At 56.2% G+C, this 13794-nt stretch carries 14 protein-coding genes; 4 read left to right on the top strand and 10 right to left on the bottom strand.

What is annotated here, in order from left to right; all coding sequences use genetic code 11:
- Positions 1–67: 67 nt before the first annotated feature.
- Both trhO and SADFL11_RS00475 read left to right on the top strand, forming a co-directional pair.
- Entirely contained in the window at positions 68–883 is an 816-nt protein-coding gene (gene trhO, locus SADFL11_RS00470) for an oxygen-dependent tRNA uridine(34) hydroxylase TrhO (protein WP_008197206.1), read from the top strand.
- A gap of 99 nt (positions 884–982) precedes the next feature.
- Entirely contained in the window at positions 983–1567 is a 585-nt protein-coding gene (locus SADFL11_RS00475; RefSeq protein WP_040450836.1) for a hypothetical protein, read from the top strand.
- Positions 1568–2177: 610 nt separating this feature from the next.
- On the opposite strand, the gene SADFL11_RS00480 is transcribed toward SADFL11_RS00475, so the two are convergent.
- On the bottom strand, positions 2178–3065 hold the full coding sequence (locus SADFL11_RS00480; RefSeq protein WP_008197368.1) for an SMP-30/gluconolactonase/LRE family protein: 888 nt from the start codon (positions 3063–3065) through the stop codon (positions 2178–2180).
- An 85-nt stretch (positions 3066–3150) separates the two neighbouring features.
- Positions 3151–3669, bottom strand: coding sequence for an Lrp/AsnC family transcriptional regulator (locus SADFL11_RS00485; RefSeq protein ID WP_008192338.1), 519 nt, complete (start codon positions 3667–3669; stop codon positions 3151–3153).
- 151 nt (positions 3670–3820) lie between these two features.
- Here SADFL11_RS00485 and ald point away from each other — a divergent pair, with 151 nt between their 5' ends.
- Positions 3821–4960, top strand: coding sequence for an alanine dehydrogenase (gene ald / locus SADFL11_RS00490; protein ID WP_008192100.1), 1140 nt, complete (start codon positions 3821–3823; stop codon positions 4958–4960).
- A gap of 76 nt (positions 4961–5036) precedes the next feature.
- On the opposite strand, the gene SADFL11_RS00495 is transcribed toward ald, so the two are convergent.
- The 5 genes from SADFL11_RS00495 to SADFL11_RS00515 form a co-directional block, all read right to left on the bottom strand.
- Positions 5037–5309 carry a hypothetical protein gene (locus SADFL11_RS00495; protein WP_040452330.1) on the bottom strand — a complete coding sequence of 91 codons (273 nt, stop codon included), beginning with the start codon at positions 5307–5309 and terminating at the stop codon, positions 5037–5039.
- A gap of 99 nt (positions 5310–5408) precedes the next feature.
- Positions 5409–5678: a hypothetical protein gene (locus SADFL11_RS00500; RefSeq protein WP_008190802.1), complete on the bottom strand. Its 270-nt coding sequence runs from the start codon at positions 5676–5678 to the stop codon at positions 5409–5411.
- Positions 5679–5735: 57 nt separating this feature from the next.
- Entirely contained in the window at positions 5736–6005 is a 270-nt protein-coding gene (locus SADFL11_RS25730) for a membrane lipoprotein lipid attachment site-containing protein (RefSeq protein ID WP_008189470.1), read from the bottom strand.
- Positions 6006–6261: 256 nt separating this feature from the next.
- The gene (gene pgi / locus SADFL11_RS00510; RefSeq protein ID WP_008196177.1) at positions 6262–7899 is read right to left on the bottom strand and encodes a glucose-6-phosphate isomerase; all 1638 of its coding nucleotides are present in this window, start codon (positions 7897–7899) and stop codon (positions 6262–6264) included.
- A gap of 141 nt (positions 7900–8040) precedes the next feature.
- Complete coding sequence (locus tag SADFL11_RS00515; RefSeq protein ID WP_040450834.1) at positions 8041–8829, bottom strand: delta-class carbonic anhydrase; 789 nt, start codon at positions 8827–8829, stop codon at positions 8041–8043.
- 266 nt (positions 8830–9095) lie between these two features.
- Here SADFL11_RS00515 and SADFL11_RS00520 point away from each other — a divergent pair, with 266 nt between their 5' ends.
- On the top strand, positions 9096–9662 hold the full coding sequence (locus tag SADFL11_RS00520; RefSeq protein WP_008190645.1) for a PilZ domain-containing protein: 567 nt from the start codon (positions 9096–9098) through the stop codon (positions 9660–9662).
- A 39-nt stretch (positions 9663–9701) separates the two neighbouring features.
- Here the strand turns inward: SADFL11_RS00520 and eda are convergent, their stop codons facing one another.
- The 3 genes from eda to zwf form a co-directional block, all read right to left on the bottom strand.
- Positions 9702–10340 (bottom strand): bifunctional 4-hydroxy-2-oxoglutarate aldolase/2-dehydro-3-deoxy-phosphogluconate aldolase, encoded by a 639-nt coding sequence (gene eda / locus SADFL11_RS00525; RefSeq protein ID WP_008189533.1) that lies wholly within the window; start codon positions 10338–10340, stop codon positions 9702–9704.
- Between the two features lie 9 nt (positions 10341–10349).
- Entirely contained in the window at positions 10350–12170 is a 1821-nt protein-coding gene (edd, locus tag SADFL11_RS00530; RefSeq protein WP_040450833.1) for a phosphogluconate dehydratase, read from the bottom strand.
- A gap of 137 nt (positions 12171–12307) precedes the next feature.
- Positions 12308–13783 (bottom strand): glucose-6-phosphate dehydrogenase, encoded by a 1476-nt coding sequence (gene zwf, locus SADFL11_RS00535; protein ID WP_008196915.1) that lies wholly within the window; start codon positions 13781–13783, stop codon positions 12308–12310.
- Between the last annotated feature and the right edge of the window lie 11 nt (positions 13784–13794).

Genomic DNA, 13794 nt, shown 5'->3' on the forward strand with positions numbered 1-13794 from the left:
TCGCTGTATAGAGGGCGCCAGACGGGCCTGGCCCGATGGCGCCTTTCAAACAAAAAGACAAAGCCCCATGAACGACTTTCTTGTCTCAGCCCTCTATTATTTCACGCCGCTCGATGATTTCGAGGAGATGCGGGACCCGCTCAAAACGTTCTGCGTCTCTCAAGATGTGCGCGGCAGTCTTCTGCTCGCGTCCGAAGGCATCAACGGCACCATTTGCGGTCCTGAAGCCGGTGTACGCGCTGTCCTTGAATATTTACGCTCCGATCCGCGTCTCGCTGAGCTCACGCACAAAGAGTCCTGGACACACCGCCATGTTTTTAAACGTATGAAAGTGCGTTTGAAGCAGGAAATCGTCCGGCTTGCGGTCGACAACATTGACCCGAATGAAGTCGTGGGCGAGTACGTCAAGCCCGAAGACTGGAATGCGCTGATTTCAGAGCCGGGGGTGATCGTAATCGATACGCGGAACGACTACGAGTATGCATTCGGAACGTTCGAAGGGGCGGTAAATCCGGAAACCCAGTCTTTCCGGGAATTTCCGGAGTGGGTGCACGATCAGGAAAATCTGAAAACCAAGCCAAAGGTTGCCATGTTCTGCACCGGTGGGATCCGCTGCGAGAAAGCAACGGCCTGGATGCTCAAAAACGGCTTTAAGGACGTCTACCACCTGGAAGGCGGCATTTTGAACTATCTGGAGAAAGTTCCGGAAGACAAAAGTCTCTGGAACGGCGAGTGCTTTGTGTTCGACGACCGTGTTTCGGTCGACCACAAACTGGAGCCACGGTGGGGTGAATGGGTGCCGGACGAGGCACGGCATATCATCAACGAAGACACCGATTATGAGAAAGGACCTGTGCAACAGGATCTTTCGAAGACCGGCTGAAGAAAAGTTAATGGCCGTTAACTTTTTGCTTTTCCCTTAGGTGAAGCTTCCCTACTGTCATGGGGCAGGCGCCAATTTGCGCCAGACTGGGGGAATGTTATGCGTCGCACCTTCTGGAGCGCGGTTACCGCGCTCATGTTTTGCCCATTTGCGCTGAATACCGCAGCCGCGGGCGGTTATGCATCGTCTTGCTATGAACAGGCCGTGGTGCCCGCCGTCTACAAGACGGTCAATCAGCGTGTTCTGGTTCAGGCCGCCAGCAGTTATGTGGTTCAGCAACCGGCAAAATATGCGTATCAAACCCGCCAGGTGCTTGTTCAGCCGGAGCGCGTTACGTACCGCACCAGTCCTGCCGTTTACCAGACACAGCATCACAAGGTGCAAGTGAAGCCTGCGTCTAGCGGCTGGGAGTACCGCACGATCAAAGGTCGCCGGATCTTGTGCAAGGTGCACTATCCAGCTGTGTATCAGACAGCATCGCAGCGCGTTCTGGTCAAGCCGGCTTCAAAAGTCGCGGTACGACATCCTGCCGTCTACAGCCACGTGAAGGAAAAGGTGCTGATACAACCGGCAAGCTCACACCGTGTCCAAAAACCAGCCATCTATCAGACGGTGAGCCGGAATGTTCTGGTGCAACCAGCGCGCACGGTATGGCAACCGATCAGGGCAAAAGGCTGCCGCTAGACTACATAGAAGAATATCTGTTCCAGGCGGTCGAAATTGGTATGTCCAAAATGTCTTAACTCTTTTCCCGCCATTCCGGAAAGAGGTGGTTAAGCATGGATCATTGCAATTTGCCATGCATAAGCGGCGTCTCAGGGAAGCCTTAAGTAGAATTCAGAGAATTGCTTTCTCTCTAACAGGATTTTCCCTAGGGTGAAGTGGTCTTTTCAGTCACTTCGAGACAGGGGAACAGTATGGGGTATCCGAACAGCGTCAAAGTGATGGTCTTGGCAGCATCCGTTCTGGGGGCGGGGCCGGCGTTTGGCAGCAACATGACAACGGCCTGCTACGAAAAAGTTCACCAGCCTGCGGTCTATAAAAATATCAAACGGACAATCATGACCCATCGGGCCCACACACGTTGGGAATACCAAACCATCAACGGACGGCAGGTCCTTTGCAAAGTGCACAGGCCCGCAGTCTATCAGACCGTTCTCCAGAACACGCTAATACAACCAGCTCGGACGGTTTTGAAACGCGTGAGCGCGCGCGACTGCACCCGAAACGCCCGGATCTACAGCAACTTTTGATGCTGCTTCGAGGGCACTAGCTCGGGTCTTTAATTCCGGATCTATTGAGCGGTTTTGAAGCGATAGGTCTTCAAGCCGGTCTGACCGTGGCCTTCGATGAGGAACAATCCGCCGGACAGTGTATCCGGTTCGACGGAGGTCGGATCGGACGGCTGCTTGATGCTGGTGACGATCAGATGATCAAGGTTTGGCCCGCAAAAGCATGGCATGGTCGGCCGTTGTACGGGCATCTTGATCGCCTCTAGCAATTCGCCGTTCGGCGCGAAACAATTGACCACGCCGGACGAAACCCCGCCACTCCAGTAATTGCCGTTGGCATCGACCGTTGCGCCATCCGGCCGCCCTGTGGCGTTGGTTTGCTGCGCGAACAGCATTTTCGCACCCAATGAGCCGGTCGCCGCATCAAAGGCATAGCACTCGATCCATCCCGGTGACGTGTCGGAGTGGTACATGTAGTCGCCGTCCGGCGTCCAGGCGAGGCCGTTCGAGCACTGCAGTTCGTCCCGGATTTCCGCAACCTCACCACTGCTGTCGACCCGATAAAGACCGGCGATCGGTTCCCGTGGGGAGCTTGTGTCCATCGTGCCCACCCAAAAGGCGCCGTCCGGGCCAACCTTTCCGTCGTTCAATCGGGTCTGAGGTTTGTCGGCTTCGACTTCGGCCAGAACCTCCTGTGTTCCGGTTTGAGGATCGAACAGAACCACCTTATCCCAGACACTGGTAATCAGCCGCCCATCATCGCACAGGCCGAAGGACCCGACTTCGTTGTCGAATTGCCATGTGGTGATGGCGCGTGTGTCCCAATCCATCGATTGAACGCTGCGCCCTTGAATATCGGCCCAAAGCAGTCTGTTGGTGCGCTCGTCCCAGGTTGGGCATTCAGCAAGTTGGTAAGTCGTATCAAGAAAACGGGTAATCGTGTGGGACACCAGACGGGGTTCCTGTAAAGCCTCTAAGAAGGGCCGCGACTATAGCGGGCGAGAACCGGAACGTCGATAGCCTCACATACGCGACCTATCGGTCTGCTGCGTCCGCTGTTTCGGACAAGGGCAAGGCGGTGCGTTTGACGATCGGGCGGATGGCAAAGGACGATTTCATCCGCAATACGCCCGGTAGTTGCGACAGGTGATCCCTGTGAATGCGCTCAAAATCAATCGGGTCAGCTGCGGTCAGGCGCAGGATGTAGTCAGCATCGCCTGCCATCAAGAAACACTCCATGATTTCTTCGGACCGGGCGACGGCCCTTTCAAAACTCTCCAGTGTTTCCTTCGATTGACCGGTCAGTGAGATTTCGACAAAGACATCCATCCGCCTGCCGAGTTTTCGCTGGTCGAGCAGAGCGACATAGCTGTCGATGACCCCTGCCTCTTCAAGCGCTCGCATGCGCCGCAGGCAGGCAGAGGGCGACAAGCCGATTTTCTCGGCAAGGTCCGCATTTGCGATCCGTCCATCGCGTTGCAGGACATTGAGTATCTTGCGGTCAAGTCTGTCGAGGATCATGATTTTGCGCTGCACATAATTCGATTGGTTCATTTATTGATACCATAAAATTCGAGACTGAATAAAATTCACGCAATAAAATTGCACAGACACCATTTCAACAGGCCTTGAACGCAAGCACCTGCGTCTTTCTCAGTGGTATTATCAAAAACAATAAACAAGCCGCACCAGAGGAGACGGAACCATGCGGATTGGCGTACCTAAGGAAATCAAAAACAACGAATTCCGGGTCGGTCTGACACCGGACAGCGTTCATGAGATCACAGCTCATGGCCATGAGGTTTTTGTAGAAACGAACGCTGGTGCAGGGATCGGCGCCAGCGATGCCAACTATGAAGTCAGTGGCGCCAAAATCCTCGCAACCGCTCAGGAAATTTTCGACGCTGCCGAAATGATCATCAAGGTGAAAGAGCCGCAGGCTGTTGAGCGCGCCATGTTGCGCCCGCACCATATCCTCTTTACCTATCTGCATCTCGCGCCCGATGAAGCTCAGACGGCTGATCTGGTGAAGTCCGGGGCAACCTGCATTGCCTATGAAACTGTTGTGGATTCGCAAGGCGGTCTGCCGCTACTCGTCCCGATGTCTCAGGTTGCCGGCCGCTTGTCTGTCACTGCCGGTGCGAAATGCCTGGAGAAGATCAACGGCGGTTCCGGTGTTCTCGTTGGCGGTGTTCCGGGAGTTGAACCTGCCAAGGTCGTAGTCATTGGCGGCGGCGTTGTCGGTTCGCATGCCATCACCATGGCGCTGGGCCTTGGGGCCGATGTGACGGTTCTGGACCGCAATACGCAGGTTCTGTCCAACCTGTCGCAGACCTTCGGTTCTGCGCTCAAAACCGTCTACTCAACCAAAGCTGCGCTTGAGAAACAGGTTCTTGCGGCTGACATCGTCGTTGGCGCCGTTCTGGTCGCCGGTGCTGCTGCGCCGAAGCTGGTAACTGCTGAGATGATCAGCAAGATGAAGCCAGGCTCTGTCGTTGTCGATGTTGCGATCGACCAAGGCGGCTGCTTTGAAACATCCAAGGCGACCACGCATTCAGAGCCGACCTACATCGTTGATGAGGTTGTTCACTACTGCGTTGCCAACATGCCGGGCGCTGTCCCGCGGACTTCGACTTATGCGCTGAACAATGCGACGCTGCCGTTCGCCTTGGCGCTCGCAGACAAGGGCGCAAAGAAGGCGTTGCTTGACGATGCAAACTTCCTTCCGGGCTTGAACGTTCATCAGGGCAAAGTCACCTGCGAAGCTGTGGCGACCGCACTTGGATACGACTATGTCGATCCAGAAAGCGCTTTGAATTCGATGGCTGCAAGCCGAGCCGCTTAAGCTGGTTTAAGGCGATCAAAAGAAAAGGCCGGCCCGTTTGGGCTGGCCTTTTTATTTTGGGTCTTGGGTTTGGCGTTCAGGGGCAGGGAACCGTATAGGGCGTGCCTTCCGTGTCGCGCGCAATGCAGTTGCGTGGAGATGTAACCACGCCAATCAGGCCGCCGCCAATTGCACCCAAAGCTGCGCCAGCAAGTGCTGCGCCGCCGGTTGATCCCGCAGCAGCGCCAATTGTCGCTCCTGTAGCTGCGCCGAGACCTGCGCCAATCAGCATCCGATCTCGCTGGCTTTCCGTGTTGACGCATCCAGCAAGCAATAGGGTCAGCGATAGCAAGGCAATGGCGGGCTTCATCCCGGGCGCTCCTTCGGTCAACAGGTCCGCCTAGGGTGAAAGGGCGATGGTTAACCAATTCTTAACGAGGCCGGTTATCCAACGCCCAGTGCTACGATGTTATGGGCAAACAACCCGGTACGGGTTGCCGTACTGGTCGTAGGCAACGCAGTTTTTTGGCGCTGTCGCCGCACCGACAACGGCACCACCAGCGCCGCCAATTGCAGCACCTGCTAGCGCTGCACCCGCACCGCCGCCTGTCGCCGCGCCGATTACTGCACCGGTTGCCGCACCAAGACCGCCACCGACGAGGGCGCGATCCGTCTGGCTGCTGGACTGGCAGCCGACAAGAAGGGCAGCGGTTGCTGCGACCAAGAAGAGTTTTTTCATCGTCTATTTCTCATTTTTTCAGTGCACTGCATGTTCGTGGCCGGACATGCTCAAGGGTTACGGGCAAGCTACCCGGTATGGATTGCCGTAACGGTCATACGCTACGCAATTTTTCGGTGTTGTTGCGCCGCCAACAATCGCGCCGCCTGCGCCGCCGATTGCTGCGCCAACAAGTGCGCCGCCGACATCGCCCGTGGCTGCTGCGCCAATTGCGGCGCCGGTCGCTGCGCCAAGACCACCGCCGACGAGCGCGCGATCGCGCGAACTGTCAGATTGGCACCCGGCCAAGGCAAGGGTGATGCCTGCGAGCAATACAAGCTTTTTCATAACTGAGATCTCCTCATTATAAGGACGCCTGCCGGCACCTCTCTTTTCGCTCCACAATGGCGAATCACGGAGCGTAAATCAATGAACACAGCGTAAGTTGGTTTTGCCAAACCGGCAATCGCCACATAAGTCGTGGTTGAAGTCATGCCCTTTGGAATTCGCAAAGCAACACGGTCGACCGTTGATGCACAAAGACCTGTGCCGTGAGGCGAAAGTATGGCCTTGTGAGCCCTCTCGCACTGAACTCAACGATGCTTTAGGCGTTTGCGCTCGCCGACTGCAGGGCAGTCAGAAGCCCTCTAGTCGAGGCGTCTTTTGTTGCAGGTTCAGCTTCGCCTTTGACCATCGGCAACAAAGCCGTTGCCAACTCCTTGCCCAATTCTACGCCCCACTGATCGAAGGAGTTTATGCCCCAGATTACGCCCTCGACAAATACACGGTGCTCATAAAGGGCAATCAACCGGCCGAGTGCAAACGGCGTCAGTTCGTCATAGGCGAGTGTCAGTGACGGCCGGTCGCCCGGAAAAACCTTGTGCGGCGCCAGGAGGGCGACTTCATCTTCGTCAAAGCCTGCAGTTGAGAGTTGAGAAGCGGCTTCATCAAGTGTCCGGCCAAGCATCAATGCCTCGGACTGGGCCAGGCAATTGGATATCAAAAGTTCGTGCTGATGCGTCAAGTCGTCTTCATGACCCCGAGCTGCAATCAGGAACTCGCAAGGAATGACGGTCGTGCCCTGATGAAGAAGTTGATAGAAGGCGTGCTGACCGTTGGTGCCGGGTTCCCCCCACACGAGCGGGCCGGTGTTGCTGTCGACCAATGTGCCGTTCAATTTGACCCGCTTGCCGTTGGACTCCATGTCAAGCTGCTGCAGATAGGCAGGAAGCCGGGCGAGGCGCTGATCGTATGGCAGAACAGCGCGCGCGCCATAGCCCAAAACGTTGCGGTGCCAAATCCCGATCAGGGCCATCAAAACAGGAAGGTTCTCTTCCATCGGCGCATCCTGGAAATGCACATCCATCGCATATGCGCCTTCCAGAAACTCGTTGAAGGCGTCCGGCCCGATTGCAATCATCAACGGCAGACCAATGGCCGACCAGATAGAATACCGGCCGCCCACCCAATCCCAGAAGCCAAAAATGCGCGTTGCGTCGATTCCGAATGCCCCAACCTTGTCTAGAGCCGTTGAAACGGCAGCGAAATGCGCGCCGACAGCTTCTTCCCCCAGAGCATCTGCGATCCATTTGCGCGCCGTCTGCGCGTTGGTCATCGTTTCAACTGTGGTGAAGGTCTTGGAGGCTACGATGATCAGGGTCGAGGCCGGATCCAGTTTTTCCAGCGTGTCGGCAATGTGCGCACCGTCCACATTGGAAACGTAATGGAGTTCTGGCCCATCATGATAAGGTGCGAGCGCCAAAGTGGTCATTGCAGGACCAAGATCCGAGCCGCCAATGCCAATGTTGACGACATCGGTGAAAGCGGTTCCGGCGGAAGATGTTAGTTCCCCGGATCTTACAGCCTCCGAGAAATCAGCCATTGCATCAAGGACCGCGCGAATGTCTGGCATCACATCCTCGCCATCGACCAGAACCGGGTCTGTAGACTGGTTGCGAAGGGCCGTGTGAAGGACAGCGCGGTGTTCGGTGGTGTTAATCTTGCCGGCTGAAAACATCGCTGTGCGTTTCGCATCGACTTCCGCTTCGCGCGCGACCTGCAGCAACAGCTCCAGGATCTTGGCATCCAGTTTGATCTTTGAATAATCGAGCAGAAGATCGTCACAACGGGCGGAAAACTTCGCAAACCGGTCAGGGTCTTCCTGAAACATGTTTCGAAGCGATGTGCCGGACAGGGTTTCCGCTTGCTGAGCGAGCATGGTGAAGGTCGCTTCGACCGTCATGCGGGTCTCCTTAAATCGATTTAAGCCCTGTGTTTCTGGGCAATCTGAATGTCGCTGCATCAGATAGCACAGCTGGCATGATCCTGAAAGATACGATTACCGGAAGTGGGTGCCGGCCAGCAGCTGGCCGGCCAGCAAAGGTCAGTTGATCGGCGCGAGCAGTTCTTCAGCGGTCACCAATTGGCGGACACCGTGAGAGTGATCCTCTTGGAAGATGTTTCCGGCGTCCGCCCAGGCGTTCAGGGAATTGATATCGACTTTGGCGCATTGTGGCCGGACACTCCAAGTTACCTGGAACGGCGAGCATTTTGCTTGGCTGTAGCTGGGTCCAGTCGTTGAACCAATAAAGGTGACAGGAGACCCTGTTCCAGTGGGCAGCGCTTTTGGCTGATGAAGGCCGTCGACAATATTGTCTTGGTAGGCGAAGTCCATGAAATTCAGAGCGTTTGAATCATTGACGACCAGAAATGTTTGGGCCTCGACACGCAATTGCGGATTTACACAAGAGTCACTTAGACAGGAGCCCAGACCTTTTCCCGGTGACACGTTGCAAGATGAAAAGACCCAGTGAACTTCAATTGTGTCGCCTGGCTTAACACCATGGAAGGCATCGGATTCTGGTGCAGCAAGCTCGGCTTCGGTCAACGTGTCAGTTTCGTTGCAGCGAAATCCGCCATGGTCGCTGTCGTCGACAAAAACTGAAAAACCCGGTCCTTTGTGCTCAGCATTCGTATGGGTATGCAAATTACACAGGTTAAGTGTTGCTGCTTCAGGCGCAAAAGCGACCGTGGTGGTATTTGAGCCGGCCGTGTTTGAGATATCGCGCGGTGTTTGCGGGCCATATCCCTGACAAAGGTTCTCTGCATTCGCCGCGACTGGAACTGTTAGGAGAGCCAGGGCTGCGATCGAAGCCTTAAAATAAGCTGTCATACTCGTCTCCATCTGTTTTGGATGAAAATACGCCGGTTCATCGGACGGAGTGAGGTCTTCGGAAACCGGGATGGCTAGAGGATCGGATGTACTTTCATTCCGGGCCGAACTCTGGTGAGGGGAACTGCTGCAAGTCCAAACGGGTCGGCGGCCACAAGCCGCAGGGTAAGTGCCATTTGCCTCTGAGATCAAGCACCTAAAATTGAAGATGTTAAGCCATTTGAAATGATAATAACCCTAAGTAAAAAGGGTAGTTGGAGGCGGTAATGAATGCACTTGCGCACTTGCAGGATAAACCCGAGGCCGAAGAAGAGGTTCTCGTTGTAGATTTTGACAATCTGTCAGTGATCAGTGGTGTTGTTTCTAATGTCGGGGAATGGGGATGCCGCCTGACTTCTCCCGATATTCAGGAGCTGAGCAAGAATATCGGTATTCGACCGAAAGACTCCGACAAGCTCGTCAAATGTCAGATCACGTCCCGCAAGGACTCTGATGCGGCCGTCCTGTTTGTGAAATCGACTGAAAGTTTCTCCGATAAACGTCGGGAGAAACGGAACAACGTCAGCATTCCGGTGAAGATTTCCGACTTTGAGGGGATCACCGAGATTTCCGGCACGATCGTGGACGCCGGTAACAACGGTTGCCGCGTTATGGCGAAAAGCCTGCCGGCTTTGCCGGAAGAGGTGCTGTTGACCATGAAAAAATTCGGCAAGCCTGTCGTTGCCGAATTTGCCTGGCGGAATGATACGTCCGGTGGACTGCGCCTTCTTTGGGACCGCAAAGTCGATGGAAGCGAGGATGAAGCGCCGGAATCAGAGGCCGCCTCAGCCTAATAAACATTCGCGCGATAGCTGAGCATCGTATTCCGACGGCTACTTGCCGAGTTGGGATGCCGCCCGCGCCCGTTCCTCAATCCCACCCCAGTCTTCTGAAGCGATTGCCTTTGCATCCGCAATCCACGAACCACCCACGCACAAAACATTTGGCAGTTTCAGATAGTCAGGCGCTTTTTCGAGGCTGACCCCACCGGTTGGGCAGAATTTTGCGGTAGCCAAGGGCGAGGAAAGAGACTTCAGGTAAGGCGAACCGCCTGCTTGTTCCGCTGGAAAGAACTTCAGCCGTTCATAACCGCGTTCAAGAAGCTTCATAACCTCCGAAGCAGTTGCCGCTCCCGGCAACAGCGGCACGCCGTGTTCATCAGCCGCGTCCAGGAGCGTATCCGTTGCACCGGGCGAAACAACAAACCGCGCGCCAGCGGAAACAACGGCGTCATACTGCTGAGGCGTCAGGACAGTTCCAGCCCCTACGATCGCGCCTTCCACGTTCTCATTGACAGCAGCAATTGCTTCCAGGGCATGCGGTGTACGGAGCGTGATTTCGATAGCCGGCAATCCGCCGCGAACCAGAGCCTCCGCCATCGGGACAGCTTTTTTCGGGTCTTCGACCACCAGTACCGGTATCACCGGTGCCGCTGTCATGACCGCTTCGATTTTTGAAATGTCTTGTCCCATTATCTTTCCTTACACGTCAAAAACATGCGCGCCGGCATCTGCCGTGCCGACATTGGCCCTGAAGGCGGCAAACAGATCGCGGCCGACACCGAACTGATGATGGCTGAGGTCCTCTTGTGCAACCGGTCGCGCATCGAACTCGGCCTCATCAACGAGAACCGTCAGTTCTCCTGTAACCGCATTGATGCGGATGAGGTCACCGTCCTGGATCTTTGCGATCGGGCCGCCATTGGCAGCTTCCGGTGTCACGTGAATGGCCGCTGGAACCTTGCCCGATGCACCGGACATGCGGCCATCCGTAATGAGCGCAACCTTATGACCACGATCCTGAAGGATGCCCAGGGATGGGGTCAGCTTGTGAAGCTCCGGCATGCCGCAGGCTTTCGGGCCCTGGAACCGGACAACAGCAGCAATGTCCCCGTTGAGTTCCTTGTTGGAAAACGCCGTTAGGAAGGCTTCCTGCGAGTGAAAGACACGGGCAGGGGCCTCAATGATATGGCGCTCCTTGGCAACTGCGGAGATTTTGATCACCGCTTTGCCGATGTTTCCGGTCAGCATTTTTAGACCGCCCGTCGGCTGGAATGCTTTGGCGGCGGGCGCAAGAACTGTCTCATCGCCGGAGATTTGCGGAGCAAGGTCCCGGATGACATTGCCGTCCGCGTCGAGTTTTGCCTCGACCGTATAACCGGAAAGATCACTGCCGTAGACAGTTTTTACATCCTGATGGAGGTATCCGTCACCCAAGAGTTCGCGGATGAGGAACGCAAGACCACCGGCTGCCTGGAAGTGGTTCACATCGGCTTTTCCATTTGGATAAACACGCGCAAGCAGTGGGACCACATCCGAAAGGTCGGAGATATCGTCCCACGTCAGCCGGATCCCGGCCGCTGCGGCCATCGCCACCAAGTGCATGGTGTGGTTGGTTGAGCCGCCGGTGGCGTGCAGGCCGACAACGCCGTTGACGATGGCTTTTTCATCGATGATTTCACCTGCAGGGGTGAACTCATTGCCAAGGGCCGAGATCGCCAGCGCGCGTTTGGCCGCTTCCTTGGTCAACGCTTCGCGAAGTGGCGTGCCCGGATTGACAAAAGATGCGCCCGGCATGTGCAGGCCCATGATCTCCATCAGCATCTGGTTGGAGTTCGCGGTGCCGTAAAACGTGCAGGTGCCGGGAGAATGGTAGGCCTTGGACTCCGATTCCAAAAGCGCGTCTCGGCCAACCTTGCCTTCCGCATAGAGCTGGCGGACCTTCGCTTTCTCGTCGTTCGAGATCCCTGTGGTCATTGGCCCTGCCGGAATGAAGACAGCCGGCAGATGGCCGAAAGACAGAGCTGCAATCGTGAGGCCAGGAACGATCTTGTCGCAGATGCCTAGGAACACGGCTGCATCAAACATCTGATGCGAAAGCCCGACAGCAGCTGCCATGGCAATGACATCGCGCGAAAACAGGGAAAGTTCCATCCCGTCCTGGCCCTGTGTAACCCCGTCACACATAGCCGGTACGCCGCCCGCGACCTGCGCCACCGCTCCGACGTCCCGAGCAGCCTGACGGATCAGGTCCGGATAGGTCTCATAAGGCTGATGGGCGGACAGCATGTCGTTATAGGCAGTGATGATGCCCAGGTTCGGCACAACATCACCAGACAAGGCAGCTTTGTCGGACAGTCCACATGCGGCAAATCCATGTGCGAGGTTGCCGCAAGACAATCGCGAACGCTGCGGGCCCTGGTCTGCGGCCTTGCCGATCCGATCAAGATAAACACTGCGGCTGTCGTGGCTGCGTTTTACGATCCGTTCGGTGACCTCGCCGACACGATCCTTGATGGCCATGGCTTGTCTCCCTCATCTTCCGACGCTGTTGAAGCCGGTTTCTCTCTCAACTAATTAGATAGAGCGTAATGACTGTTTGTGTCATTTAATCGATTTAATTCTCAGAAACATGCGACTTTAACGCACTCTTCCGGCGTTTAAACCAGTTCGTCTTCCGCCCAGGTGCGGCCGTCACGTTCAACCAAGGCGATGGAGGCTGATGGCCCCCATGTTCCGGCCGTGTACCCCTTTGGCGTTTCCTTGGAGGCCGCCCAGGCTGCCTGAATTGGATCAATCCAGGCCCAGGCTGCATCGACTTCGTCGCGGCGCATGAAAAGGGTCTGGTTGCCGCGGATGACGTCCATGATCAGCCGTTCATAGGCGTCCGGGTTCCGGACCTTGAAGGCTTCGGCAAAGCTCATGTCCAGTGGCACCTGGCGCAGGCGCATGCCGCCTGGGCCTGGGTCCTTAATCATCACCTTCATCTGAACGCCTTCATCTGGCTGAAGGCGGATGATGAGGCGGTTTGCCGTGATCGCGCCGGCTTCCTCATCGAAGATCGAGTGGGGAATTGGCCGGAACTGAACGACGATCTCGGAAACCCGTTGGGCAAGGCGCTTGCCGGTGCGCAGGTAGAACGGCACGCCGGCCCATCGCCAGTTGGCGATTTCGGCTTTCAGCGCAACGAAGGTTTCAGTTCCGCTTTGATCATTGCCAAGCTCTTCCAGATAGCCCGGGACAGCGCCACCGGCCGATGCTCCGGCGCGGTACTGGCCGCGGACGGTCAGTTTGTCGGTATTGTGCTCGCCAATCGGGGCGAGGGCTTTCAGAACTTTCAGTTTTTCATCGCGCACACTGTCGGCGTTCATGGACTCCGGCGGTTCCATGGCCACCAGACACAGAAGCTGCAGAATATGGTTCTGTACCATGTCCCGGAGTGCGCCAGCCGTATCGTAGTAACCGGCCCGGCCGCCGGTCCCAAGTGACTCGGCGACCGTGATCTGAACGTGGTCGATGTGAGCGGCATTCCAAAGGGGTTCGAACAGGGCGTTGGCAAACCGCAGAGCCATGAGGTTCTGCACGGTTTCCTTGCCGAGATAATGGTCGATCCGGAAAATCTGGTCTTCGTTGAACACGGCACCGACAGTTGCGTTCAACGCCTTGGCCGATGCGCCGTCTTTGCCAATCGGCTTTTCCATAACCACGCGGGAATGGGTGTTCACAACGCTGATCTTGCCGAGATTTTCGCATATGGTGCCAAAAAGGTCCGGGCCGACAGCAAGGTAGAACGCGCGGATGACATCTTCGCGTTCTTCCAGAACGGTCTTGAGGTCTTCGAAGCCTTCACCGGTCCCGATGTCGATTTTCACGTACCGGATGCGTTTCAGGAATTTTTCCAGATGCGCGTCGTCGAGATCGGAGACATGCTCCTTCAAGGCTTTCCGGGCGTAGTCGCGATAATCATCGTCCGAATAGTCACGGCGCGCGCTGGCAATGATCCGCGCGTCATCGGGCATTTGTCCGTCCGCATCCCGGTGGTAAAGGGCCGGCAACAGCTTGCGATGCGCAAGGTCTCCGGAGGCGCCAAATACAACCAGATCGAATTCGGCTACTTCAATGACGCGGACCGCCATGTTCTCATCCC

The organism is Roseibium alexandrii DFL-11 (assembly GCF_000158095.2).
Taxonomy (GTDB): domain Bacteria; phylum Pseudomonadota; class Alphaproteobacteria; order Rhizobiales; family Stappiaceae; genus Roseibium; species Roseibium alexandrii.

Excerpts from the sequence above, each read along its gene's own strand:
- trhO (WP_008197206.1), top strand. The coding sequence starts at position 68 with ATGAACGACTTTCTTGTCTCAGCCCTCTATTATTTCACGCCGCTCGAT.
- SADFL11_RS00475 (WP_040450836.1), top strand. The coding sequence starts at position 983 with ATGCGTCGCACCTTCTGGAGCGCGGTTACCGCGCTCATGTTTTGCCCA.
- SADFL11_RS00485 (WP_008192338.1), bottom strand. The coding sequence starts at position 3,669 with ATGAACCAATCGAATTATGTGCAGCGCAAAATCATGATCCTCGACAGA.
- ald (WP_008192100.1), top strand. The coding sequence starts at position 3,821 with ATGCGGATTGGCGTACCTAAGGAAATCAAAAACAACGAATTCCGGGTC.
- SADFL11_RS00495 (WP_040452330.1), bottom strand. The coding sequence starts at position 5,309 with ATGAAGCCCGCCATTGCCTTGCTATCGCTGACCCTATTGCTTGCTGGA.
- SADFL11_RS00500 (WP_008190802.1), bottom strand. The coding sequence starts at position 5,678 with ATGAAAAAACTCTTCTTGGTCGCAGCAACCGCTGCCCTTCTTGTCGGC.
- SADFL11_RS25730 (WP_008189470.1), bottom strand. The coding sequence starts at position 6,005 with ATGAAAAAGCTTGTATTGCTCGCAGGCATCACCCTTGCCTTGGCCGGG.
- pgi (WP_008196177.1), bottom strand. The coding sequence starts at position 7,899 with ATGACGGTCGAAGCGACCTTCACCATGCTCGCTCAGCAAGCGGAAACC.
- SADFL11_RS00515 (WP_040450834.1), bottom strand. The coding sequence starts at position 8,829 with ATGACAGCTTATTTTAAGGCTTCGATCGCAGCCCTGGCTCTCCTAACA.
- SADFL11_RS00520 (WP_008190645.1), top strand. The coding sequence starts at position 9,096 with ATGAATGCACTTGCGCACTTGCAGGATAAACCCGAGGCCGAAGAAGAG.
- eda (WP_008189533.1), bottom strand. The coding sequence starts at position 10,340 with ATGGGACAAGACATTTCAAAAATCGAAGCGGTCATGACAGCGGCACCG.
- edd (WP_040450833.1), bottom strand. The coding sequence starts at position 12,170 with ATGGCCATCAAGGATCGTGTCGGCGAGGTCACCGAACGGATCGTAAAA.
- zwf (WP_008196915.1), bottom strand. The coding sequence starts at position 13,783 with ATGGCGGTCCGCGTCATTGAAGTAGCCGAATTCGATCTGGTTGTATTT.